The following is a 24,839-nucleotide window of genomic DNA, read 5'->3' on the forward strand; positions in this document are numbered from 1 at the left end:
TGGCAGGGCGCCTGGTGCGTGGTCCGTTGTGGTTCTGCTGCCGTGACCGGGGACCCCGTCCGCAGGGGCGGGCCGGCGGCTTGCGGGGTGTGGGCGGACCCCCGGCCGCCGTCTGCCGGCCGGGGGCGAGAGGTGAGGGGCGAGGGGTGAGGGATGGCGGGCTGCTCGAAGGGCGGGGCCCGGCCGTCGTGGTGAGGGGCCGTCATGTGGCGGGTGAGGTCCGAAGGGGGTGGACCCTCGTGCGGCGGTATGGGCGACACGCGCGGTGGTCCCGAAAATCGCGAGGTCGGGGGCTGGTGGCTGGGCTGGTTGGGTGCGGCCGAACGGGGTGTCCCGATTGCGGCCGGTATGTGCTGCTCGCACGGTTGCTGGGAGCACTACTCGCCAACCGCGAAAAGGAAGTTTCATGCGTATTTCCCGGAAAGCCGGCCTCCTTGCCTCCACCGCGCTGTGCGGTGCCCTCGCCCTCGGCGCGGCCGGCCCGGCCTTCTCGTCCGTGATGGACGCGCCGTCCCACAGTGCACCCGCCGCCCCGGTTCCGGGCGCGGACGCGCTGGCGAAGCAGAACGCGGCGCTGGCGGGGGCGGGTGATGTTGTGCAGCCGGTGACCGCTCTGGTCGCCGGTGTGCTCAAGGCCCCCGGCGGCAAGCTGTCCAAGGAGGAGGCCGCCAAGCACGCGGCCGGCGTCACGAAGGCGCTGGACGGCCTGAAGTCCGGTGCGAAGGGTGCGGCCGGCAAGGCGGCCGGCGCCTTTGGCGGCCGCGCACAGGCTCCCGGTGCGGAGCTCGTCGTGAAGGCGGCGGCGGATCTGCAGGCGAAGGTGGACGCCCTGGTGAAGGCGTCTGCTGCGGGGGATGCGAAGGCGACCGCCGCCGCCCTGCAGGCGACGCTGACCGGCACGGTCAACGTCGTGGTCGCGATCGTGCTGGGCGGTGACCTGCCGGCGCCCGACCTGAAGGGCCTGCCGAAGCTGCCGACGCTGCCGGGCGTGGACCCGGCACAGACACTGCCGTCGCTGTAGGCGCGCGCAGCACCTCGAGATGAGGGGAGGGGGCGGCCCGTTCGGGGCCGCCCCCTCCCTTTCCGTATGCCCTTTGCCCGCAGTGGCCCGTTGGCCGGCACCTCACGGCACTCCACGGCATCTCACGGGGCGTGGCGGGAGCTCGCGGGCGGGGCGCGCGGGTGGTGGCGGACGGCTCCGCATGATTCCGCCTGCCCTGCCCTGGTCGGCGGCCGGTTGGGGGTGTTCGGCCTGGTCCTGCGGGTGCGGGGTGGGGCCTGCACTCCACCGCCCCCGGACGAATCGTCTGCGAGGACGACGTACAGATCGTGGTCGTACCCCGCCGGCAGGCACCCGCCACCGGCCCCGGCACCACCCACCCGTGACCGCCGACCCGGCCGGGCCGCAGGGCCGGGCAGCCGGTGCCGTGGACGCACGGGATGTCCGGGTGGCCGGGGATGCGGGCGGGGAGGTGTGGGGCGGAGGTTTTGAATCAGGCTGCTGCGCCGGGGATGGTGTCGTGGTTGTGGACGTGGGGGGGGCGACGGTTGAGAGGTCGGTGTACGCGGCGTTGGACCGGGTGTCGCCGATGCGGCGGAAGGCTTCGTGTCCGTTGGAGAGCTTTCCTGCCGTGCCGTGCCGGGGTGCGGGTGAGTCCGAACACGCCGGTGAAGTGGCCCCGGTTGGTGCCGGTTGGTGTGGTGGGGCGACGGGCAGCGCCCGGCCCGGCCCGGCCCGGCCCGGCCCGGCCGGGGCCACGGACCGGACGCCCCCCCCGGCCCCGCACGGTCGGTGCACCGCGTGGACCTTGCTTGGGTGCCTTAGTGCCCCGGCCCGGGTGAACCCTCCCGCGCGGCACGCGTGAACCCTTGGGTGTTCCGCGTGCCGCGCGGACGCCCACACGGCGGAGGACCGGCGGGGTCAGGGGCGTGGCTCGTCGAGGTACTGGTCGGCCCAGGCGCTGATGATGTGGGCGGCGCGCTGCGCCTGCCCCCGTGCGGTCAGCAGATGGTCGGCGCCCTCGAGGGAGACGAAACTGCGCGGGTGGCGGGCCTCCTGGAAGATTTCCGCGGCGTTGTCGACGTCGACGGTGGCATCGGTGGGGGAGTGCGCCACCAGCAGCGGGAGGTCGAGTTTGCCGATCGTTTCGCGCAGGTGGGCCTTGCGGACGTCCTCGACGAAGGCGCGTTTGAGGACGAGGGTGCGTCCGCCGACGAACCATTCGTGGGAGCCGTCGCTCAGGACGCGGTCCAGGACGGTGTCGTACTGCCGCTCGACGTGGCTGGGGTCGACGGGCGCGGCGATCGTGGCCAGCGCGCGCAGTCCGGGGATCTCGTGGGCGGCGGCGAGTGCGGCGGCGCCGCCCCAGGAGTGCCCCACCAGCAAATCCACGGGAGTGCCGCGCTCGGCCATGAAGGCCGCCGCGCGGAGCGTGTCCCTGACCTTGACGGTGAAGGAACCGTCGCCCCAGTCGCCGTCGGAGTCACCGATACCGAGGTTGTCGAAACGCAGCATCCCGACGCCCTCGCCGGCGAGTTGCTTGCACACGCGGGAGGCGGCCGGTGAGTCCTTGCCGAGGGTGAAGCCGTGTGCGAAGAGCCCCCAGCCGCGGACCTCACCCTCCGGCAGGTCGATCACTCCGGCCAGTTCGGGGCCGACGACGCTCGGGAAACTGACTTTTTCTCTCATCTGTGGTGTTCACCTAGGCAGAAACTGATCAGGGGACGGGGCGCGGGCGGCACCGGGCGGTGCCACAGCGGGCCGGTGAGCAGCATGCCATGCACGGGTCACCACGTTCGACGGACCGGGCCCGCCCCGGACCGGGCCCCGGCAGTCCCCGCCGGGCGCGTACCGGGCGTGCAGCGTGAGGGAGGTGGCGCGGCGTCTGCTGGCGGATGGTTCAACTGGGCCGGGGAGAACGCCCGTAGGACAGCGAGCAGACTACGGCCCGACTGGCCCGACTGGCCCGTTGTGGGTTCTCATTTTGCGTGAGGCCCTAGCGTCGGCTACCTGAGCTGATGGCTCGCAGTCCCGCGCTAGTTTGAGATTGATCTTGATTTTTTGCCGACACGCACTTGGCCTGCAAGGACTACATCCTGAAAATCAATGGCCGTGATTCTGTGGTGCGGTGAGCAGGAATCCCTGTTGGGTTTGAGATTCCCTGATTCTCTTGAGAGCCATTATGGGGGACGGTTTTCAAGTGTGTTGGATGCGGCGGCTGTTGGGTGCAGCTCGCTGCGCAGCTGGCGGTAGCCGTTGGTGAGGCAGAGGGTCAGCTGCAGGAATTTGATGACCTGGGTGTGAGGCTTACCTGTCGGCGGTTCCTAGGTGCCCCCGGCATGCGGTTTGCGAACCTCCCGGAGGCCTTGAGTTGTTGGGACTGGGGCTCCGTGCCCCGCTGCGCGATCCGGGCCCGGAGTAGACGGAGAAGAAGATCGTTGAAGGAGACGAGGCGCTTCGCCGAGGTGTGTTCAGTGAGCTGTTTCCAACCTGTCGCAGCATGAGGCCTGTTGGAGACGGCCCCCGCTGCAGGACGCAGTGAAGCTCCTGGTAGACGAGTTCACGACCAAGATCACTCGCCCTACCAGGGGCTTCGTCGTGCTTGTCCACCTGTCGGCCATCGATCTGTCCAGCCGGACTTTGCGGTACCTGACCAGGCAACTCGCCTCCCGCCGCAAGGAGATCGGCACCCGGTGGCGGCGACTGACCGCCGGTCGGCAGGCCCTCCTCGCCCTGGCTCACCTGCGGTGCGGCGACACCTACGCCCGGCTCGCCGCCGGGTTCGGTATCGGCCTCGCAACCGTCTACCGCTACGTACGCGAGGCCGTCGATGTCCTGGCCGGCCTGGCTCCCACGCTCGACGAAGCGATGATGACCGTGCGCACCAGGGCGTTCGTGATCCTCGACGGCACGGTGCTGCCGATCGACCGCGTCGCCGCCGACACCCCGTACTACTCCGGCAAGAAGAAGCACCACGGCATGAACGTGCGGCCGCCTGTTGTGGGCCTCGCCGCCTTGCCCGGCGCCACTCACGATCTGACCGCCGCCCGCCACCACGGCATCATCGACGCACTCGCAACCGCGGGCGTGAAGTGCTGGGCGGACAGTGATGATGGCTGATGGCGTCACCGACGGATCTGTCCCTTGGGCTGACTGACCGGAATCTCGTGTCCTTGCCTTGATCCGTCGATCAAGGCGTACCAGGTCGCAGGTCGCCATGTGCGCGTGCCGTTCCGGGGCCGCCGACTGCGGCGGTGGCAGCGTCGCCACAACACCACCCACGCCAAGAGCCGATGTGTCGGCGAACAGGCCATGGCCGTCCTCAAGGGCTGGCGACTGCTCCGCAAGCTGCGCTGCAGCACCAACCGGATCACCGACGTCGTCAAGGCAGTCCTCGTCCTTCACCTCGCCTCAACGTGAGACTGGAAAAGGCTCATTGTCGACTGGTCCTGAACGGGTCCCGGAAGAGAGCTTCAGTCGCGCCCGAGCCGGCGGCGCGAGGAGTACAAGTGCCCTCGCGCCGGCCTACCGCGGGGCCGGAGGTTTCGGGCACGACCGAAACCTGTGGCTGGCGCAAGCACCCCCCACTAAACATGACGGTGTCCCGACAAACACGACCACGGGGGAAGAGATGATCAACCGTCGAAGGGCTGCGCTCAGCTGCGCCTCGCTGCTCCTGGCGTCTGGAACGCTGGCGGCCACCGGCAGTGTCGCAGCCGCGGAAACCGCGTCCGGTTCCGCAGCAGGGAAGGCTGCCCGTCTCACCGTCGAACCGACGTCACAGGCGACGTGCAACTACCGCGGATACGACAAGTCGGGGGCCATCTTCGAAGCCTGGAAGGGCAACGGACTACAGGACATCGGGGGCGGACGATCCCTGGGGCTGGCCACGGGGCAGGACAACGTCTTCGTCGACGGAGACCGCTCCAGTGCCCACCTGGAGAAGGCACAGAAGGGCGACAGCGCCTGGGTGGAGATCCTGACCCAGGAGGACCGGCCGGAGAGCTGGCGTAGCGGCGTGCCCTGCGGGATCACCTCAGAGCGGCACCCGCGGGCGACCAACCCTGGAGCGCCCAAGCGCTACTACATCCGCACGCAGTGGTACTGGCACAGCGGGCCGACGGTTCATGATCGCTGGATGCGGGCCTGCGCAGAGATGAGCGGCGACGTGAAGTGCGGAAAGTGGTACGACGACCACATTCACTGAGCGGCAAAGTCAGGGGCCGAAGGCCCCGCAGCAGTGAACCCACAAAAAAAAGGGGGCGCCTCAGTGGAGGCGCCTCCTGTGCTCGATGCTGCCTGGGGCGGGCGGGGGTTTCGTCATTGCCGTGGGGGTGGGCTGGGTACGCGTCCTGGGTGATAGACGAGAGCAGTGACGGGGACTGCTGTGTCTTCCTGCCCGATCTATGCGACCTGTGCGGCGTGGTGATCGCGGACGGTGGCGAGGTCTATGGACTGGTGCCGGATTCGTCGGCGGTTCATGCGGGGAGACGCGGCCAGGACGGGCTGCGTCTGGTGTGTGCGTGTTCCCCGGGGCACCTGGAGCTGCTGGATGAGCAGTACCGGCAACGGCCGTTCGTGGGCGAGGAATTGTGGGCGGGAAGGATCGTACGCGTCATGGACGGGCATCCTGGTGGCGAACTGTCCAGGGGACAGTTGGCGTATCCGGCCGGACTGCTGCCCGGGCAGATCGCAATGGCGGTGGCCTGGTTCAATGCGCGAGCCCGTGAGCGTTTCGGCGGTGGCGCGGAGGACTCCGCGCCGTGAATTTTCTGATGCGAGCGGGGCTGTTGTCTTTCGCGCGGGATGGTCGGGACGGCGAGTGCACCCCTTCCTCCGTGGCCCGGCCCTGACGGCTGGCCCCTGGCGGGAGACCTGTTCGACCTGAAGGTTCCATGACGGGGCGAGATCCGGCTTCTCGGGGAAGCAAGGGGCCTTGGGCCGGGCCCACGCCGTGGCGGGCGGATACGGGCCTGTACGCCGTGGGGCAGTGGTGGTAACCGGGTTCTACCCGGAAGGTCATGGGCTCAGCGCCAGTCGACCCCGCCCGCGCCCGTGCCCTGCGCCAGTCTTGCCTCGATCTCCTCGCGCACCTTCTGCATCACGGTCACAATCCGCCGCTCGCGCTCCTCGGTGAGTCGTGCCACCGGGACCGAGCAGCTGATCGCGTCCTGCGGCGGCGCTTCGCCGTTCACGCGCAGTGCGAAGCCGAATCCGACGATGCCGGTGACGCCCTCCTCGCGGTCGATCGAGTAGCCGCGTGCCCGCACCTGCGCGAGGTCGGCGATGAGCGCGGCCCGGGTGGTGCGGGTGCGTGGGGTCAGTGCCTCGTAGGGCGCGTCCGGCAGCGCCGTGTCCGGGTGGTGGGCCAGCAGCGCCTTGCCGAGTGCGCCCGCGTGGGCGGGAAACCAGCGCCCCACTCGGCTGAGGGTGCGGAGATACTCGTGCGACTCGCGGGTCGCGAGGTAGGCGATGTCCATGCCGTCGAGGCGGGCCAGGTGGATGGTCTCGCCGAGTTGCTCCGAGGCCTCGTCCAGGTAGGGGCGCACCATGCGGACCGCGGGGTCGGTGTCCAGATAGGTGGTGCCGGTGAGCAGTGTGCGCAGGCCGATTCCGTAGAGCGAGGCGGTGGCGTCGGTGCGTACCCAGCCGCGTGCGATGAGGGTCTGCAGCAGCGCGTACATGGAGCTGCGCGGTACGCCCAACGCGGCGGCGAGTTCCTGCAGTCGGGCAGGCCGGTCGCCGCGGTCGGCGAGGAGTTCGAGCAGTTCGACCGTGCGGGCGGCCGACTTCACCTCGCGCACGCCGGACTCGGACGGCCGGGCCACGGGCTCAACAGATTCGGGCATGGGGCGATCGTACGTACCGTCCTGACCTGCGTGTCCACGCCTGCACTTGATGCGGAATCGCTTGCTCGAACCCATTGACGAGGTGGTTTCCCGAGCCTAATGTCCATCCTCATGTGCGAACGTCATCTACATACGGAGACAGCATGGTGACTCGGACCCCCCTCGCCGGCACTGTGGCGCGGCTGCGCGACGGCATGGCCCAGGGCGTGCTGTCGTTCCCGCTCACCAGCTTCCAGGCCGACGGATCGCTCGACCTCGACGGCTTTCGCAGCTATCTCGCCGGGCAACTGGAGACGAACCCCGGCGCGCTCTTTCCGGCCTGCGGCACGGGGGAGTTCAGCGCGCTGGACGAGGACGAGTACGGCCAGGTCGTCGCGGCCGCCGTGGAGGTGACGGCGGGCCGCGTCCCGGTCGTGGCCGGGACCGGCTACGGCTACGCCCAGGCGCTGCGCTTCGCCCGTATCGCCGAGGACGCCGGAGCCGACGCACTCCTCGTCCTGCCGCACTACCTCAACAAGGCCCCGCAGGACGGGCTGGTCGAGCAGCTGAACCGGATCGCCGACGGCACCCGGCTGCCACTCATCGCCTATCAGCGTGACCACGTGACGTACGACGCGGAGACCGTCCGCCGGATCGCAGCGATCCCCGGCGTCATCGGCCTCAAGGACGGCCACAGCGACCTCGACCGGCTCCAGCGCAGCACCCTTGCCGCCCCCGACGGTTTCCTCTTCTTCAACGGCGCCCCGACAGCCGAGCTCCAGGCCCGCGCCTATGCCACGGTCGGCATCCCGGCATACTCCTCGGCCGTCCACGCCTTCGCCCCGGAGATCGCCAACGCCTTCTTCCAGGCCCTGTCGGCAGGCGACGACGGCCGCGTCGACAAGCTGCTCGCCGACTTCTACGTGCCCTTCGTGGAGCTGCGCGACCGGCGCCCCGGCTATGCGGTGTCCCTGGTCAAGGCGGCGGCCCGACTGCGCGGCCGCCCCGTCGGACCGGTCCGCGCGCCTCTGACCGACCCGACCCCGTCAGACCTAGCAGACCTCGAAGCACTGCTCACCACCGGCCTGAACCTCGTTGGAGCCACCCGATGAACGACCTGACGATCACCGACGTCCGGCTGACCCCGATCCTCGTCGCAGACCCGCCGCTGCTCAACGCCCAGGGGGTGCACCAGCCGTACACCCCCCGCCTGATCATCGAGGTCACCACCGCGGACGGGACCACCGGCCTCGGCGAGACCTACGGCGACACCAAGTACCTGGAGTTGGCCCGCCCGTACGCCGAGAAGCTGGTCGGCCGGTCCGTCGCAGACCTCAACGGCCTGTTCACCCTCGCCGACGAGGTCGCGGTGGCCGAGGAGCGGGTGACGAACCAGGTGGACGTGGGCGGCCTGCGAGGCGTCCAGACCGCCGACAAGCTGCGGCTGTCCGTCGTCTGCGGCTTCGAGGTCGCCTGCCTGGACGCACTCGGCAAGGCACAGGGCCTGCCGGTCCACGCCCTGCTCGGTGGCAAGGTGCGCGACGCCGTCGAGTACAGCGGCTACCTCTTCTACAAGTGGGGCGAGCACCCGAAGGGCGTCGAGTCCGAGGCGGACGACTGGGGCGAGGCCGTCGACCCGGCCGGCATCGTCGACCAGGCACGCAAGTTCACCGAGCGCTACGGCTTCCGCTCCTTCAAACTCAAGGGCGGCGTATTCGCGCCCGAGCAGGAGATCGCGGCGATACGGGCCCTCGCCGAGGCGTTCCCCGAAAGCCCGCTGCGACTCGATCCCAACGGCGCCTGGTCCGTCGAGACCTCCATCAAGGTCATCGAGGCGCTGCAGGACGTCCTTGAGTACATGGAGGACCCCACGCTCGGAACGCCCCATATGGCCGCCGTCGCCGCCCGTACCGACGTGCCGCTCGCCACCAACATGTGTGTGACGACCTTCGACGAGGTCAAGGAGGCGTTCATCCGCGACGCCGTCCAGGTCGTCCTGTCCGACCACCACTACTGGGGCGGCCTGCGCAACACCCTCGAACTCGCCGCCATATGCCGCACCTTCGGCGTCGGAGTGTCGATGCACTCCAACACCCACCTGGGTATCTCGCTCGCCGCGATGACACACGTGGCGTCCACCGTCCCGAACCTGCACCACGCCTGCGACTCGCACTACCCCTGGCAGTCCGAGGACGTGCTGAACGAGCGGATCGACTTCACGGACGGCAAGGTGACCGTCTCCGACGCCCCGGGCCTCGGTGTCACCCTCGACCGCGACAGGCTGGCCGTCCTGCACCAGCGCTGGCTGGACGACGACGGCACGATGCGCGAGCGCGACGACGCGGCCGCGATGCGCGTCGCCGACCCGGCCTGGAAATCTCCGGCCTTCCCCCGCTGGTGACACCAACTGCCTGACGGGAGCCGGGCGTTCGTCACACCCGGCCCCCGGCTTCTGGCTGCGGGAGTTCCCTGCCGGCGACACCCCGGCCTCGGCGACTCCCGCCCCTGCCGTACCCCGCATTCACGATCGGAGCCGCTCGTGTCCGCAGTACCCCACCGCGCCGTCAACGGCGCCGTGCAACACCCCCCGGCCGTCGAGTCCGCCATCAAGAAGATCTTCAAGCGCGTCATCCCGCTGTTCTTCATCATGTTCGTCGTGAACTACATGGACCGGGTCAACATCGGCTTCGCCAAGGACGAACTGAGCGCCGACACCGGTCTGTCGGCGGCCGCGTTCGGTGTCGGCGCAGGCATCTTCTTCATCGCTTACGCGATCTTCGAAGTGCCCTCCAACATCCTCATGGAGCGATTCGGGGCACGGATCTGGCTCACCCGGATCATGATCAGCTGGGGGGGGCGTGGCCACCGCCATGGCCTTCGTGAACAGCGCCGAGATGTTCTACGTGCTGCGCTTCCTCCTCGGCGTCGCGGAAGCGGGCTTCTTCCCCGCAGTCATCTACTACTTCTCCCGCTGGCTCCCCGACTCCCACCGCGGCCGCGCCACCTCCATCTTCCTCATGGGCTCCGGCACGGCGACCGTCATCGTCGGCCCGGTCTCCGGCGCGCTCATGGAGATGCACGGCCTCCTCGGCCACGCCGGCTGGCAGTGGATGTTCTTCATCGAGGGCCTCTTCTCGGTCGTCCTCGGCTTCGTCGTCTACCGCTTCCTCGACAACAGCATCGAAAGCGCCGACTGGCTCACCGATGACGAGAAGCAGGGCCTCGTCGCCACGATCGACGCCGAACAGGCCGCCCGCGAGAGCAAACGAGGCACCGCGAAGGTCTCCCGCTGGAAGCTCCTCGCCGACCCCCAGCTGCTGCTCTTCCTCTGGATCTACGTCGCGATCAACGTCGCCCTGTACGCGGTGACGTTCTGGCTCCCCTCGATCGTCGACGACATGGGCAACCTCTCCGAGTTCCAGGTCGGCCTCCTCACCTCCGTCCCCTGGCTGTTCGCGATCGCCGCCGTCTGGGTCTCCGGCCGGATCTCCGACCGCTCGGGCAAGCGCCGCTCCCTGCTGATCACGCTCCTGCTCATCGGCAGCCTCGGCACACTCCTCGCCGTCTACGTCTCGCCGTGGCTCGGCCTCGGCGCCCTCTGCATCGCCGCGGTCGGCTTCAAGCCGGCTTCCCCCATCTTCTGGACCATCCCGCAGAACTACCTGGACGCCCGCGCCGCCGCCCCGGGCATCGCGCTCATCAACTCCATCGGCAACCTGGGCGGCTTCGTCGCCCCGACCGCCTTCGGCATCCTGGAAACCACGACGGGTTCCACCAAGGGGGGCCTGGTCGGCCTGACAGTGGTCGGAATTCTGGCCGCACTCAGCGTCCTTGCCGTTCGAGGAGGCGGCAGGAACGACAGCGCTGGAAGCGGGGCAGTGGACTCGGCAGCCGACGCCTCGTCAGCGGCCGATCCCAAACCCGCTTCCGCCTGACAGAGAGGACCGGTCGCCGCATCGCCCGGAAGCCCGGCTCTCCGCCCGACTGACGCTTCGACAGTCCCGGGTGGGAAACGTCAGGCTTCCGGGCGATGCCGCCCGGCGCGTGGCCGCCCGGACTCCCTGACGCGGGCCATGGGGTCGTGGGCGCTCGGGGCACCTCCCTCGCGCGCGAGGGAGGTGCCTCATTTCTGCGGGTGGGCGCGAGCAGGTCCTGAGGCACGGTCACTGTTCCAAGTGGGGGCGGCCGTACTGCGCTCATGCTCCAGACTCTCGTTTCGGGAAATCAAGGGCCGGGCAGCTGCTCGAAAGCGACTGCCCGAACACATGGGTTGAGCGCGAGGCACATGCCAATCAACGTCTTTCCAACTCAGCCCGTCACCGACCAGAACTTCAGAGGATCCGCACCCAACTCCCTTGCTGTCCGGGGCGATGGGTCGAAGGCCGATCTCGTCGGAACGTCCTAGACGTCGGCGCCCGGGAGTGGACCTGGCCGTCACTGCCGCTCAGCGGTCTCAGTCCCGGCCAAGAGCAAGGGGGGGAACGTCTTTGGAAATCTGGCGTACAACCAAAACCATGCAGACACAGGAAGCGTTCTGCGTGCGATGCGGCAGCGCAGACACCCGAGTTACCCGCCTGGGCGAGTCCAGAGCGCAAGGCAACTGCCTCCGCTGTGACCTGCCCTCCAACGCCCCCCGCCCCAGCTGCGGAGGCTTCCGCATCGACGGTTCCTTCGGCGTTTCCGGCACGCGGTTTGTGAACCTCCCGGAGACGGTGCAGTGCTGGGACTGCGGCCATCGCAATCGGCTACGCGACCCCGGACCCGAAGAGGAGAGCTGACGGCATGGAGCCGCGGCTCCATGCCGCCGGGAACGGCGCCGTGCGTCCTTCGCGCAGCTGACTCGTTGGGCTGGCATGACGACGTACAACACCGCTCCCCGGCCAGCTCCGAAGGCGGAGGGCGCGATCCCGACGAGAGTCCGCTTCGACCCGGGTGAGTCCCACGAGATCGACCATTGGCTCCTGGACCTGAGGGCTCAGACCGGCGTTCGCTGGGACAAGGCCGAGGTGATCCGTGAACTGCTCCGGATGGCGCGCGCGTCCGACGGCATCCTGCGCGACGCGCTGGTGGCCCGGGCAAAGCGGGTGGGCGCCTGACATGCGCGAGAGGGCACGCCCGACTCTGGCATGTCCCTCTCTAATGGGACGTCAGCGGCCAAGGTGCGGCGCTGCCGGGTGTGTCCTTGAGGTTCGTTCGCGCAGTCCATCCCAGTGCCATGAAGCGGGGCGCCCTCGAGCGGGTAAGGCCACGAAGGCCACGGCCACGGCATTCCGAGCCGCTCGCCGCGGGGTGGGGAACTAGTCACGCCCCGTCGCTGAGGCAGCCTGACCAGGGCCGAGCTGCTACTGGATCTCCTTGTGAACGGCCTCGATGTTGTTGCCATCGGGATCGCTGACGAACGCACAGTAGGCGCGATACTCACTCCAAAGCCGCGGAGTGTGCCGGGAGGCGCCTCCGGCTGCCACCGCAGCGGAGTGGAACGTGTCTACCGCTGCTCGACTCCCGGCGTCGAATGCGAGGTGCATCCCCCGAGTCGCCGTAGCGGACGGATCCGCGCGTTCCAACGACACCGAGGGAGTATCCCGATCCGGATGCCAATACTCGGCGACACCTTTTCCTCGATATCCGGCAGAGATCCCGAGCGGCTCAAGCGCCGCGGTGTAGAACCTTTCACTCGCCTCGAAGTCGGAGGCGAACACGCCAAGGTGATGGATGAAAGACATCGCTGATCCCATGACAGTGGAGCCTACGGCTGGATCAATCGATACCTCGAGATCAGGACCGCCAACCGGCGAACCTATGAGGTCAGAGCACTAGCGAGCTCACGTCGCCCAGCCGAGGCCGAGGCCGGCGAGCGCGGACAGCTAGCCCCTGCTGAGCTCCGCGCGTCGGCGAATGGTTCACCCCCAAGCTTGACCGGGTGCTTCCGGCCGAGCGGAACGAGTCAATCGCAAACCCGCCTCGGATAGCCCGCGAGCCAACTATCCGGCGTCTGCGCAACTTTGGTTTCGCGACGCCTGCGGTGCCGCAAGGATGCCGGGGGGCCTGTCCGCGCGGAGGGGCACGGAGTGCTGGAGACTGCATCCAAGGAGGGGTTTTGAGTTGGGTTCAGCCGGTCGCCAATGGCCTGCGGACGGATCACCCGGTTCCGGGCTTGCCGTTCATCAATGATGAGCGGTTGCCGTTGGAGAATCCCGACGCGATCGAGCGAAACGGGCCGTAACCAGGGTGAGGGGCTGTGGGGACGCACGGACCGTCTGCGCGGTGGGGGATGGGTGGCCTTCACGAGCGAAACGAAGAACCGCGCCTACGCGTGGGCCGTCCATCAGCACCCCGTTCACGGGCGCACCGTGCTGTTGATCCATGACGAGGACGTGAGCTCCCTTCACCACGAGTGGATGTTCGGGCGCAACGGGTTCCTCTACCGGCATTGAGGCTACTGGTGGGACGGAGCCGTATGGCACCGGCCCCAACTGTACGGAGACGTTGGTGGCGCGGGCGGCGACCGGGCCTCGTTCCGACTCCTCCGGATCCGCATCCTCACCCGACCATGAGCTTCACGGAACTGCGGTCTGAACCGGATTCAGATAGCGCCATCAACCGGCACATCCTCGGCCGCTGGGCCACGACCAGGGCCCACGCCACCGCTCGGCAGGACGGGTCGAGAGGCACGATCCGCCTGGGCGCCAACCTCGACCGCACTCGCGGCCGCCACGACGATCACCCCCTGTAACTGAAGGGTGTACCTCCAGATGTCGGCCGGGCAGAAGGGCCCTGTTGTGGCCGGGTATTTGGTCACTAACTGTGCACTCTTGAGGTGCTTTCACATGTCTGCGATGTCTCCTACGGAATGCCTTGATGTGTGCCGCCTAGCTTCATGAGTACGCGGTCGACACGACGCGTTCGACTCGATCGACCCACTCGAATCATTCGACTCATGGAAAGGGGCCGGCGCATGCAGACCTCTCGTATTGTCCGCACGACCCTGGCATCCGCCGTTATCGGTCTCGGTGCCGTGACCGCCCTCGCCGTGACTGCCGAGGCCGCTCCGGCCCATGCCGCCCCCGCGGCTACCGCCCGGCACGGTGACGCGGCGGGTCGTACCCAGACCCTGCCGCTCAGCGACGGCAGCACCGCGCACGTCACCGAGCTGGCGAACGGCACGTACCAGGCCTGGGTCACGCACAAGGGTGTGCGGATCGCGGCGCTCGACTCCGCGCACAAGAGTCAGCGCGTGCACGGTTACACGTACGTGCTCAACCAGGCGAACGGCTTCGTCGGAGTGACGCACCCCGGTGGCTGGCACAGCGAGCAGAACGTGCCGCAGCACCCCGCGAAGAAGGATGCGCGGCACAAGAAGCACCACAAGAGCCAGGTCGGCAAGACGCACGACGTGCGGCTCGCCGACGGTGACTTCGCCCATGTCACCAGGCTGGCGAACGGGACATACAAGGCCTGGATCACTCGGCACGGCGTGCGCGTCGCTGCCCTGGACGCCGGCCACAGCACGGCCCGTGCCCACGGCCACCACTACGTGCTCAATGCCCACACCGGAGCCGTCCACCTGCGCTGACGCTCCCGTCGGCGACCACACACGGCTACATCGAGCGAGCTTGATTTCGAACTCGCCGTGTTCGATGGCGCGGGGGACGGTCGGTGTGGCCGAGGAACGATTCGCCGGGCGGTGGCGGGCCCCGCCACCGCCCGGCGCGGGGAGAGCCCCACACGCGTTCGCCGGGACCGCGATGTGCACGAGGTACCGGAACGACAACAACGGCCGGGTTCCTGCCGGCGATTCGTGTGGACCGGGCGGGTGTGTCGTTCAGTCGACGTCCGCCTGGGACGTGCCCATCTTCAGGCCGGCGACCCAGTTGATGGAGGCGGTGCTGGTGTCTGTGCCGAAGTAGGTGCCCCAGCGTGGCTTGTTGCCCTCGTCGTCCCAGGTTCGGGCCCCGGTGCGGGAGGCGAACCGAATCCCGTCCTTGTACACGGACAGGGTGCCCTGCCCCGCGGAGTTGGTGGTGATGCCCAGTCGGACGGAGTGCCAGGCACCCTCGGTCCACGGTGTGCTACCGATGGATATCCAGGTCTCGCCGGGCGCGACATACCAGGCCTTGAGCCGCCCCTCCTCGACCTTCATGAGGACGGGATAGTTCTGGCTGTTCTGGTCGTTGGTGCCGTTGGACTTCCACGGGTATACGGTCTGTGCGTTGCTGGTCTTGGTCATGGAGTCCCAGCCGAACCAGTACGTGCTGTTGTTCCTGGACGTGTACTCGCCTGTCGAGGTGCGCACGCCGTGTCCTTCACAACGCGCCGTGCCGATGGGCTTGTTGAACTTGAAGAACGTGCCGTGTCCGTCGTTTCAGTTGCCCGTCGTGACACTGTCGGGGCTGTCGCACAGTGTGTTGGTGAAGACGCCGGTGCCCTGGGAGGCGTCGCCGTCCCAGATGACGGAGGTGTGCGCGGGAGAAGCACAGAACGTGAGGGCGCAGCCGGCGGCGGCAGCCGCGGTCGTGCATGTGCGCAGGGCCTTTCGGTGCATGGGGTCACCTTTCGGTGGAGGGTGGGGGGGAGAACCGGGGTCAGGTGACAGCGGTGGTGATCGCTGCGCGGGTTGCTGGTCCGTAGCGGCCGAGAGGTTCGGGGATGGCCTGTGCCTGCTGCATGCGCGCCACCGCAGCTGCGACGTCGTGACTGTAGTGTCCGTCCATGGGGCCTGTGTAGAGCCTTAGTTGCCGTAGTTGTCCCTGCATGCGGACCACTGCGCTGCCAGTACTGCCGACAGTGAGAACATCCTGGTCTCCGTCTTCTGGCTCCGGGCTCGTGTGTGGGTTGGACGTGCCGGGGTTCGCCGGGGGAGCGGATTGATGCGCGGGTTTGTCGGCCGAGGACGGTGGGCTCGCGTGAGCGCTCGCGGGCGGGTGCGGAAGGCTGGACACGTCTGGCTGGTGTGGGGCTGCGGTGTGCGGTCGGCTGGGTGTAGAGGTGTGCGTCGGGGCCAGGAACGAGGCGGTTGCCAGGGCGAGTACGGCCGCGATCCCGTAGCCCGAGCGCGGCAGCGGGACGCGTCGTGCGGGGCCGCCCCGTCCCGGTGCGCCGGCGTGGGGGCACCGCTCGTCCGGTTCGCCCTTGCGGCGACGCCTCTTGCCCGTCTTACGGGGTCGGGCGGGTGCGGTGGCCGACGGCACCGAGCAGGTCGGGCCGGCCTCTGGGCGTGACGACCCGGCCGTCCTGTGATGCCCGAGCCCTGGTGTCTGTGCCAAGTAGGAGGACAGGGCGGGGTACATGGACGGATCAGGGGCGGTTGCTTCGGGGCTCACGGGGGCGAATCTAATCGTCGGCGTGCGTTGAAAACGATCTCTGAGAGACCGGTCGGCGATCTTTAAGTCGGCCTTGAGGCCAGACTCAGCGACGGTTAACCACGAGCATCGGCACGAACGACAGCCGCGCTGACGGGTGGGAATCGAAACCTCGGTCAGCAAGTACCCGGCGGCACACCGCATCACTTTGATGAGCTGCAAGGGGCGGTCGGGGAGGGCAGCTGTTGCGTTGCCCGGCCCTCACTGCGGATCGCGCAGATATTGCAGCACCGCGAGCACCTGCCGGTTGTCGTCCGACGCCATCGGCAGCTCGAGCTTGGTGAAGATGCTGTTGATGTGCTTGCTGACCGCGTTCTCGGTGACCACCAGCGCCGCGGCGATCCCAGCGTTGGACCGGCCCTGGGCCATCAGCGACAGCACCTCGCGCTCTCGCCGGGTCAGCCGGGTCAGCGGTTCGTGCGAGTCGAGGCGTGAGACCATCGCGGCCACCACCTTCGGGTCGAGTACGGTCGCACCGCCGGCGACCTCCCGGACGGCGTCGATGAACTTCGGCACGTCGGCCACGCGGTCCTTGAGCAGATAGCCGATCGCCCCCTCGCCGGATTTGAGCAACTCGCGGGCGTACAGCTGCTCCACGTACTGGCTGAGCACCAGTACCGGCAGTCCGGGGCGCCGGATGCGGGCCTCGATCGCGGCGACCAGACCTTCGTTGCGGTAGGTCGGCGGCATCCGCACGTCCACGATCGCCAGGTCCACCTGCTGGTCCTCCAGCGCGGCCGCCAGTGCGACCGGGTCGCCCACCGCGGCGACGACCTCGAAGTCGTGGGCCGCGAGCAGCCGGGTCAGGCCGTCTCTGAGAAGGGTGAGGTCTTCGGCGACGACAACGCGCAACGCATCTCCAAGGTCACTTCGGTCGGACCGCCGACCGGACTCCGCAATGTGACGGCACCGTCGAACACCTCAAGGCGGCGCACGAGTCCGCGCAGGCCCGTGCCCGAGCCGAGGTCCGCGCCGCCCACTCCGTCGTCGCCGACCACGACGGTCAGGCTACCGGCAGCGTGTTTCAGGGCGACCCAGGCACGTCGCGCCCGGCTGTGCTTGACCACGTTGGCCAGGCACTCGTTGACCGCGAAGTACACCGCCGACTCCACCGGTGCCGCCAGTTGCCCGGGGACGTCCACACCGACCAGCGCCGTCTCACCCATGATGAGCCGGGTCACCTGGCCGGGAGTGGCGCCGACGCTCCGCAGCAGCGCCAGTCCGCCGGCCCGCTGCCGGGCCGCCACCGACAGGGTGGTGCCGACGGCGAAGGCCGCAATGATCGCGCCCCAGCCGCCGATTGCCGAGGCCATGATCGTCAGCACGGTCCTGTCGCCGGAGGCCACCGCGGGGCCGCCGGCGGTGTCGAGCATCGCAGCGAAGGCCATCACGATGGCCGCGCCGAGGAAGACGGACAGGAAGCTCGCGACGAAGCCGCCGCGACGGTGCCGTACGGAGGCGATCGCCAGTCCGGTGGCCAAGTCAGACTCCCTTCACGGAGTGCGGGCGGGCGGCGCCGGCGCCCAAGGCGGTTGCGGCAGCGCCCGGGTGGCGCGGATCGCAGTGCGCGGTGGCGGGAGTGCTCGGGCCCCGGCGGGCCGACAGGCCGTCCAGGTGTGCCATCCGGTCGGACACCGCCTTCGCGGTCGGGTTTGGCAGCCGGTCCACCAGCGAGCCGTCGCCCAGGAACAGCACCGTCCCTGCATAGGACGCCGCCACTGGGTCATGGGTCACCATCACCACTGTCTGGCCGAACTCCTCGACGCTCTCGCGCAGCAGCCCCAGCATCTGCCGTCCGCTGGCGGTGTCCAGCGCGCCGGTCGACTCGTCGGCGAACAGCACTGCCGGCCGGGCGGCCAGCGCCCGCGCGATCGCCACCCGTTGCTGCTGCCCGCCGGACAGCTCGGCGGGCAGCCGGTCAGCCAGGTCGGCGATGCCCAGCCGGTCCAGGATCGCGGCCCGTTCCCTGCAGTCCTCGCGCCCGCCCCGCCGGCCGGCGAGCTGCTGCGGGAGCCGTACGTTCTGCATCACAGGCAGGTACGGAATCAGGTTGTACTGCTGGAACACGAAACTGACGCGCGTCCGCCGGAACTTTGTCACCTCCGCCTCATCCCCGGTGGGCAACTCCTCGCCGCCGATGAAGACCTGCCCCTCGGGTCGGCCGGTCGAGCCCGGCCGCGCACTGCAGCAGCGTGCTCTTGCCGGAACCCGACGGCCCCATCACTGAGGTGAAGGTGGCGGATTCCAGGACCAGAGACACCCCGTCGAACGCCGCCACCGGCCTCGACACGCCCTCGTACACCTTCGTCACCGACGACAGCCGCAACGCCTCAGCGGTTGCGCCGCGCATGGGCTGTCCCTCTGCCACGCCGTGCGTGATCATGTCCGCGACCTCTCCTTGGTGCTCCTGGTCCTGCGATGTCATGCTTCGACGCTACGGAGATCGCGGGCGCGGGAACATACGGCCAGGATCCGGTTTCCGCACTACAGAAAACCCCACCGTGCCCTTGCCTGTGCCGGCCGCTCCGGGCGGCTTTCCGAGCTCGCGGGGGACCACGGTAGAGCGGTATGTGTGGTGGATCCCCACCGGGCCGCTCACGACCCTGCCGCTGCACGCGGCACAACGCCATGCCTGACCTGCCGCGCAGGAGAGCCGGCCGGTAACCGCACCACCGGTGCAACTGCCGGATGTTGGGCTGCGCGCGGCACTCAGGGGGACGCGACCGGGTACCGGCGTCAGTGCAGAATCCCGCACTTTCACGTTCCCATTGCAGGCCCTTGTGTCAGCCCCCGCCCTCTGAAGCGCTCAGCCAGTCACACAAGCAGATCCAGGGCCCGCGGCTGGTGTCGGGTCAGTAGTCGAGGTCGAGGTAGTCGATGTCGTTGAGGGTGACGTCGGAGAGTCCCGTGGCGCGGCCTCCGCCGTCTTGGAAGTAGATCTCCTTGAATCCCTCGGCGATGATCCCCCGCATCTCCTGATCATTGGCACCGGCGTTGCGGGCGTCGAACAGGCGTTGCGCGTAGGCCGCAGGGAGGTGCACGGTCAGCCGCCTGAAGCGTCCGTCGTCGGTGGTGCCGACCGGTGCGGTGTACCCGAAACGCGCCCTCGTCTCGATCGTGACCCCGGTCGCGGTGGCAGCCTGCTTCTGCCGACGCCTGCGGACCTGCGGCTGCCAGCGGGCCCGCACCGCGTCGTCGATCTTCACGGCGACGTCGGCGCGGGCGTGTTTGCGGGCGCCGCGGCGGTAGCGGTTGACGGAGTCAGCGGTCACTCCGATCTCGGCCGCGACGGCCCTGGCACTGCCCAACTGCTTGAGCAGGTAGCCGATTTGCCCCTTGAGCGTCTTGGGTGGCTCGCGAGTGAAGGCTTCCCTCTCGGAACGCTCGATCGCGTCGTCGATCTCTGACACGGCTTACTCCCCGTCCTCGAGGACAGCGTCGCCGCCCTTGATGTGGCGGGCCGGGTTGAGGCCCTGCTCCATCAGGTCAACCGCCCACAGCATCGACTGAACGCCCTCCAGCTTCGCCAGGCCAGGGGTGGAGCCGAGACGGAAACTGCCCGGCTGCGGCTTGCCGGACGCCGCATAGGGCAGGAAGTCGAGCGGGCTGTCGCCGGGGCTCGGGTAGACGACGCAGTCGGACAACACGGCGAGCGGGAACAGCCCGGTCATCCTCGACATGTTCAGCAGCTTGCGGTGCATATTGACCCGGGCCTTGGAGATGACGGCGGCGCGGATGTCGGGGCGCCAGGTCGGCCGCTGAAGGGCCGGCCACCGCTCACCCTCCCTGTAGGACTTGCCCTGCGGACGCTCACGCAACTTGCCGACACCGCCCTTCACGGTCGCCTTGATCGCGGCGAGCACCGCAGCCATCGCCGGGTCGGACTGCTTGTGCTGCTCCATCGCGGCCAGGAACGCCGCATCATCCAGGTCCTTGGTGACACCGAGGTCGGCGAGGGTGTCGACGTAGGCGGTCTTGAGCCGGTCGTGCCACGGGTCCAGATACGCACCCCTCTCGCGCCGCAGAAACGCCTCGACCGGAGCCACGTCGCATCCGAGCTCCTGGGCGTAGGCAACAGTGTGCGTCTGGTACCAGGCAGGCCCTGTTGGGCGGCTGCCATCCGGGGTGAACGGACTGGGCAGACGAGGGTCCAGCTCGATGGGGGACAGGTCAACCAGCCACGAGCCAGGAATCTTCGGGTTGAACGTCGGGGCGTGGAAGTGGTCCGGCGCGCTGAGGCCGACGACCAGACGGGCCGCAGCCGCGAGGAACGCAGTGTTGAGATCCAGGCCGACCGCGAAGGGCAGCATGCACTCTTCATCGCTGAGCGAGTCCACCGGCCGCACCCACTGGTACGCCTCTTCGTCGAGGAACCCGCCCGTCCAGCCGGAGTTCACTACAACGGGATGCTCGGCCGTCGCCTCCGGCGGCGCCGGGTCCATCGGCTCTGTGCCGAGCGAGCCCGGATTGTGGCCGGAGACCCAGTCCCCGGACTGCGCATCGCGCTCCGGCTTCGTCGGCGGGCGCAGCGCCGTCATCAACTCCAGCCCAGAGACCGCCGTCGAGCCGCGCGGGGTGATGACCCGCTGGGCGTACACGCCCAGGACGCGGGCGACGTCGGCCGGCTCCATGGCGGCAACGCCGGGCCAGGCCCGCTCATCGAGGGCGTCCCACGACAGGATCGCCAGCTGCACGCACTGCCGCTCGCGCCCCTGCGCCTTGCGGTAGATCCGCGCCCACGGCCCGAACCCGCGCTGCGTGAGCTGCCACTTCGCCTTCGCCACCTGCTTCACGACCGGGTGGTCCTCGGGCAGCCGCAACGAGCGGCGCTGCTCGTGGCCCTCCAGGCGCTCGGGCAGCCCGAGCTTCACGGCCGCGGCCGCGGTGAGCACGATCAGCGGGTCGGAGTCCTTGCCGTAGCGGTTGAGCTTCGCCGCCCCGAGGCCGGACTCGCGCAGCGTCCATTCCACGAGCTCCACCACCGTGGTGGCCGGGCAGTCCAGCACGATGCCGTCGACGCCGTACGCGGAGCCGTTGCCGTCCAAAACGGCGAGCGGACCGTGCGGGAACCGCGGATCGGCTACAGGCCGAGCTGCCTCCCTCGCAACCGGATGCCGCGATGCCGCAGACGGCCCAGTGACGGGACGTGCTGCAGGCCCGGCGGCTGGAACGACGGCAACCTGCGGAGCGTCTGCCAACTCCGCCTCGCACGCGACCGGTTCACGGGACGCTATCGCCGATGTCGTTGCGGCACCCGAGTCTGCACCGTGTGCAGGATGCTTCGCCGCCCACCCGTTCAGCAGCCGCTGGTAGGCGTCCAGGCGCGGCGACTTCGGCTCCGAGCGGCCGTTCTCCCAGTTCTTCACCGACTGAGTCGTCGTCTTCAACGCGGTGGCGAGGCGGGCCTGCGTTATGCCAGCGGCCTCACGCAGCCGGGCACGCTCCGCCGGAGGCGGGAGATGCGGCTCCTCCTCCAGCAGCGCATCGACGTTCGCGAACAGCTCTTCCTCAGATGCCATCAACGTGCACCTTCATGTCAGGACCAGAAGCGGCTTAACCATAAACTTACCCCACCACTTAACCCTCCCGTGCCCACTCCAATCCCAGCGCTTCGAGCGTGGCGAGCTGGCCGGCGCCGAGCTTGGTGCGCCTGCTCTTCTGATTCATGACCCAGACCCCAAGCTTGATCTGGTGTTCTTGGCCGTCGACGACGATCGCCTCTATGTGCCCCCTGGGGATCACCACAGAGCCCGTGCGCTCCTTGTACTGCGCCAGGGCCCGAACACCCTTCTCGAAGGCACTAGAGGACGCCCCGGAGGACTTCGCGGGCCCGGCCTGCTCCGCCTGCTCCATGGGCGTGATGCCGAGCTGCTCCAGGAGCGCACGCTGCCCGTCCTGAAGGCCGCGCCAGACGGCGGACTGGCGCTGCTTGGCGAGCCACTTGCCGATGTCCATGCCGTGGACCGTGACGCCCGGCAGTACCTCGGCCTGGCCGTCCTCGTCACCGACCAGCGCGCGCAGGGCGGCGTAGTGCCGCTGCCAGGGCAGGGGCCAGGACGGGTTCCAGTGCGCGTCTACCTCGTCCAGCGCCATCTTCCACTCCGGGTGCTCCTCAAGTGCGCCGGGGCGACGGAGATTGGACAACCACTGCCCCACGGGCCGGTCGAGCATGGTCGCCGACCGCGGCGCGCACAGGGTCCAGTGCTGCTCGTAGTAGGCGCGGGCCGCCTCGAGGTTCTCCTGGAACCGCTCATCCGCCGGTGACCACACCATGTCGAGCGCCTCCAGACGCCGCGCCCGATGGCCGTTCATCTGCCCGGCCCCGTACGCCCGGCGCTGCTCCGCGACCCACTGCCCGAGCGGATACGGGCCCTCTTTGTACCCGTATGGGACTCGGGCGTGCCCTTCCCGGTCGCGGTACGTCTTGAGCGCGGACCAGCCGCGCGCCCAGTCGAGCTTCTCGGTGTCGATCACGTTGAAATCCACCCAGTTCGCGACCATCACCGGGTCCCGGGGAGCGGCAAAACGCAACAGCATACGAGTTTCCTCCCCGGAATCCTCCTCTTCCTCATCACCGATATGAACAAAAGGACTCACCAGCTCCTTCTGCGGCTCCTGCGGAATAGCCAGCAGTTCCACGGCCTCTTCATCGTGAGCCCTAAGCCCCTGCAATACCTTGACCAACGGCCGATACGAGCCGGAGGTGAACATGTCCTCCGGCACCTCACCCGGCGAGAGAAACACCGGCACGATCAGCGACGCCAGCTTCTTCTCGCCGGGCTGCTGCCGCAACGCGCGCCCGATCGCCTGGACGATGTCGTGCGGCGCGCCCTTCGGATCGAGGAGGGCCACGCAGTCCACGCTTCTGATGTCGACGCCCTCGCCCAGAACCTTGCAGTTGGAGAGCACGGCCCGCCGCGCGGTGATTCCGAACGAGCCGAGGACTCTCCGTCGTTCCTCGGGGACGTGGTCCCCGCACAGCCAGTCGGCCCAGATCTTCGCCGGATACGTCTCCGGCTGGTCCCCGTGCAGCCGCTTCGCAACCTTGCCCAGCCCCTTCGCGTACGCCTCGGCCTCGATCCTCCGGTGATGGAAGGTGATGCAGGTGTTCAAATCGTTCTGCGCCATCGTGTGCAACAAAGCTGCCTGCAGGGCCCCGAGGCGCTGCCCGCGCACCTCCTCACCATGCCGACCCTCACCCATCAACCGCTCCGGGGTGACCTGAGGGTCCCTCAGCTCCAGCACGATGATCTGGTATCGCGCCAGCAACCCCCGGGAGACCGCCGAGGCCAGCGACAGCTTGTACAGCACCGGCCCGAACACGGTCTCATCGTCCATAGAGGCCGCCATCTCCTCGGGGAGCGGATCCCGAACCCCCTCCGCCACCTCCCAACTCGGCGGCCGCTCCTGCCAGACCCGCGGCGTCGCCGTCATGTACAGCCGCCGCCGCGCCGGAACCACCGCCTGATCGTGGATCGCCGCCCACGCCTTGCCCATCGACCCCGAAGTGCGATGCGCCTCGTCGACCACAGCCAGGTCGAGCGGGGCGAGTTGCTGGCCATAGAGGCCCTCGAAGGCCTCCGCCAGCACACCGAGCGAGGCGTACGTCGCGTAGAGGGTGACCGGTCCCGTGCCGTGCCACAGCGCCAACTGCACCGGGTTCGTGGTGCCCCGCACACCCAGGTCCCACAACTCCGGGTCATCCAGCGGCCCGCACACCGCGACCGCCGGCCCCTTGTGCCCCACGGAGGCCCACGCCTTGATCGTCTGGGCCAGGAGATCAAGCGTCGGGACGAGCACCAGGACACGGCCCTTGGGCACAAGCCGGCGGGCCGCCGCGGCGGCGATAATGGTCTTTCCGGTCCCACACGCCGCGTGGACCTGCCCGCGCAAGCCGTCCGCGGGAATGCCCCCCGGCGGAATATCGAGGCCGCGTACGATGGCGGCAACCGCTTCGATCTGATGGTCTCGCAGCTTGACGGCCATTTCCCGGACTCTCCTTATCGCGGAACCGGCGCGAAATCTGAAAGGGATTTTCCCGAGCGGCACGAACAGCTCGGGTGTGGTGTCTGAGGCCAGACTCTACACAGTGCATCACCGTGATGCATCTACCTTGGTATAAGATGCGCAGCGTCGAGCAATCATGGCCGAATACTGCGCACGGGGATACGTCATCGTATATGCTGCTCGAAGCATTCTAGGAATTCCGTAACGGCGCTACACCGGCCGGAGGAGGGGTTCGGGTGGAGCGCAGCGGAACCCGTCACTGCATGAGGCCGACACCCTTTGAACCTGATGACCTGTCAAGCCCCATAGTGAGGTACCGGTAGAGAATCCCAAGCCCTACACAGGCCCGCACACGATGCACCCTTCTCCGTAGCCAGCCCTTAGTGATCGCGCTTGCGCGATCACCCACTATTCGCGCTTGCGCGAATAGTGTCGCCTTGAAATTCCGCTTGCGGAATTTATTCCCGCGCTTGCGCGGGAATTCAGCGGCGCGCTTGCGCGCCGCGCCGTTCTATGCCCCGGCTTGCCGGGGCATTACCCGCTCCGCGGGGATCCGCGCGGGGGAGTACCCGGCCACGTCGCGCAGCAACTGGTAGGCCTCGCCGATGAGTTGCATGTCGGCGTACTCGATGCCGTTGTGCACCA

19 protein-coding genes and 4 pseudogenes are annotated in these 24,839 nt (G+C 68.6%); 10 read left to right on the forward strand and 13 right to left on the reverse strand.

Features of this window, described 5'->3' with window-relative positions; genetic code table 11:
- Positions 1–406: 406 nt before the first annotated feature.
- Complete coding sequence (locus ACWD2L_RS07215) at positions 407–1,021, forward strand: hypothetical protein (protein WP_351331787.1); 615 nt, start codon at positions 407–409, stop codon at positions 1,019–1,021.
- Between the two features lie 900 nt (positions 1,022–1,921).
- Here the strand turns inward: ACWD2L_RS07215 and ACWD2L_RS07220 are convergent.
- Positions 1,922–2,689, reverse strand: a complete 768-nt coding sequence (locus tag ACWD2L_RS07220) for an alpha/beta hydrolase family protein (protein WP_351331785.1) — start codon at positions 2,687–2,689, stop codon at positions 1,922–1,924.
- Positions 2,690–3,598: 909 nt separating this feature from the next.
- Between ACWD2L_RS07220 and ACWD2L_RS07225 the strand changes: the two are divergent.
- From ACWD2L_RS07225 to ACWD2L_RS07235, 3 genes and pseudogenes are all read left to right on the forward strand, one after another.
- Positions 3,599–4,420 (forward strand): annotated as a pseudogene (locus ACWD2L_RS07225) (transposase family protein).
- A gap of 211 nt (positions 4,421–4,631) precedes the next feature.
- A complete protein-coding gene (locus tag ACWD2L_RS07230; RefSeq protein ID WP_351331783.1) occupies positions 4,632–5,207 on the forward strand; it encodes a hypothetical protein in 576 nt (191 codons plus the stop codon).
- Between the two features lie 149 nt (positions 5,208–5,356).
- The gene (locus ACWD2L_RS07235; protein WP_351331781.1) at positions 5,357–5,767 is read left to right on the forward strand and encodes a hypothetical protein; all 411 of its coding nucleotides are present in this window, start codon (positions 5,357–5,359) and stop codon (positions 5,765–5,767) included.
- Between the two features lie 260 nt (positions 5,768–6,027).
- On the opposite strand, the gene ACWD2L_RS07240 is transcribed toward ACWD2L_RS07235, so the two are convergent.
- Complete coding sequence (locus tag ACWD2L_RS07240) at positions 6,028–6,849, reverse strand: IclR family transcriptional regulator (protein WP_351331779.1); 822 nt, start codon at positions 6,847–6,849, stop codon at positions 6,028–6,030.
- A gap of 143 nt (positions 6,850–6,992) precedes the next feature.
- On the opposite strand from ACWD2L_RS07240, the gene ACWD2L_RS07245 reads away from it, so the two are divergent.
- The 4 genes and pseudogenes from ACWD2L_RS07245 (at position 6,993) to ACWD2L_RS07260 (ending at position 11,924) form a co-directional block, all read left to right on the forward strand.
- Positions 6,993–7,940: a 5-dehydro-4-deoxyglucarate dehydratase gene (locus ACWD2L_RS07245; RefSeq protein ID WP_351331777.1), complete on the forward strand. Its 948-nt coding sequence runs from the start codon at positions 6,993–6,995 to the stop codon at positions 7,938–7,940.
- Positions 7,937–9,229 carry a glucarate dehydratase family protein gene (locus ACWD2L_RS07250; RefSeq protein ID WP_351331775.1) on the forward strand — a complete coding sequence of 431 codons (1,293 nt, stop codon included), beginning with the start codon at positions 7,937–7,939 and terminating at the stop codon, positions 9,227–9,229. Before ACWD2L_RS07245 ends, ACWD2L_RS07250 begins: the two co-directional genes overlap by 4 nt.
- Before the next feature lie 438 nt (positions 9,230–9,667).
- Positions 9,668–10,763, forward strand: a pseudogene (locus ACWD2L_RS07255) (MFS transporter).
- A gap of 918 nt (positions 10,764–11,681) precedes the next feature.
- Complete coding sequence (locus ACWD2L_RS07260) at positions 11,682–11,924, forward strand: hypothetical protein (RefSeq protein WP_351331773.1); 243 nt, start codon at positions 11,682–11,684, stop codon at positions 11,922–11,924.
- Positions 11,925–12,170: 246 nt separating this feature from the next.
- Here ACWD2L_RS07260 and ACWD2L_RS07265 read toward each other — a convergent pair whose 3' ends face one another.
- A complete protein-coding gene (locus ACWD2L_RS07265; RefSeq protein WP_351331771.1) occupies positions 12,171–12,563 on the reverse strand; it encodes a VOC family protein in 393 nt (130 codons plus the stop codon).
- A 540-nt stretch (positions 12,564–13,103) separates the two neighbouring features.
- Between ACWD2L_RS07265 and ACWD2L_RS07270 the strand changes: the two genes are divergently transcribed.
- Complete coding sequence (locus tag ACWD2L_RS07270) at positions 13,104–13,262, forward strand: hypothetical protein (RefSeq protein WP_351331769.1); 159 nt, start codon at positions 13,104–13,106, stop codon at positions 13,260–13,262.
- A gap of 521 nt (positions 13,263–13,783) precedes the next feature.
- Entirely contained in the window at positions 13,784–14,401 is a 618-nt protein-coding gene (locus tag ACWD2L_RS07275) for a hypothetical protein (RefSeq protein ID WP_351331767.1), read from the forward strand.
- A 249-nt stretch (positions 14,402–14,650) separates the two neighbouring features.
- Here ACWD2L_RS07275 and ACWD2L_RS07280 read toward each other — a convergent pair whose 3' ends face one another.
- The 10 genes and pseudogenes from ACWD2L_RS07280 to ACWD2L_RS07325 form a co-directional block, all read right to left on the reverse strand.
- A complete protein-coding gene (locus tag ACWD2L_RS07280) occupies positions 14,651–15,121 on the reverse strand; it encodes a hypothetical protein (RefSeq protein WP_351345134.1) in 471 nt (156 codons plus the stop codon).
- A 69-nt stretch (positions 15,122–15,190) separates the two neighbouring features.
- A complete protein-coding gene (locus ACWD2L_RS07285) occupies positions 15,191–15,370 on the reverse strand; it encodes a hypothetical protein (protein ID WP_351345131.1) in 180 nt (59 codons plus the stop codon).
- A 40-nt stretch (positions 15,371–15,410) separates the two neighbouring features.
- Positions 15,411–16,331 (reverse strand): peptidoglycan-binding protein, encoded by a 921-nt coding sequence (locus tag ACWD2L_RS07290; RefSeq protein WP_451187753.1) that lies wholly within the window; start codon positions 16,329–16,331, stop codon positions 15,411–15,413.
- 57 nt (positions 16,332–16,388) lie between these two features.
- The gene (locus tag ACWD2L_RS07295; protein ID WP_351345129.1) at positions 16,389–17,039 is read right to left on the reverse strand and encodes a response regulator transcription factor; all 651 of its coding nucleotides are present in this window, start codon (positions 17,037–17,039) and stop codon (positions 16,389–16,391) included.
- Entirely contained in the window at positions 16,991–17,668 is a 678-nt protein-coding gene (locus tag ACWD2L_RS07300; protein ID WP_351345127.1) for an FtsX-like permease family protein, read from the reverse strand. Before ACWD2L_RS07300 ends, ACWD2L_RS07295 begins: the two co-directional genes overlap by 49 nt.
- Position 17,669: 1 nt before the next feature.
- Positions 17,670–18,537: pseudogene (locus tag ACWD2L_RS07305) on the reverse strand (ABC transporter ATP-binding protein).
- 502 nt (positions 18,538–19,039) lie between these two features.
- Entirely contained in the window at positions 19,040–19,597 is a 558-nt protein-coding gene (gene tpg, locus ACWD2L_RS07310) for a telomere-protecting terminal protein Tpg (RefSeq protein ID WP_351345124.1), read from the reverse strand.
- A gap of 3 nt (positions 19,598–19,600) precedes the next feature.
- Entirely contained in the window at positions 19,601–21,706 is a 2,106-nt protein-coding gene (gene tap, locus ACWD2L_RS07315; protein WP_351345121.1) for a telomere-associated protein Tap, read from the reverse strand.
- 58 nt (positions 21,707–21,764) lie between these two features.
- The gene (locus ACWD2L_RS07320) at positions 21,765–24,173 is read right to left on the reverse strand and encodes a DEAD/DEAH box helicase (protein WP_351345118.1); all 2,409 of its coding nucleotides are present in this window, start codon (positions 24,171–24,173) and stop codon (positions 21,765–21,767) included.
- 571 nt (positions 24,174–24,744) lie between these two features.
- Positions 24,745–24,839: pseudogene (locus ACWD2L_RS07325) on the reverse strand (hypothetical protein); the annotation flags it as partial.

The sequence above is a fragment of the Streptomyces sp. NPDC002754 genome, from assembly GCF_053592315.1.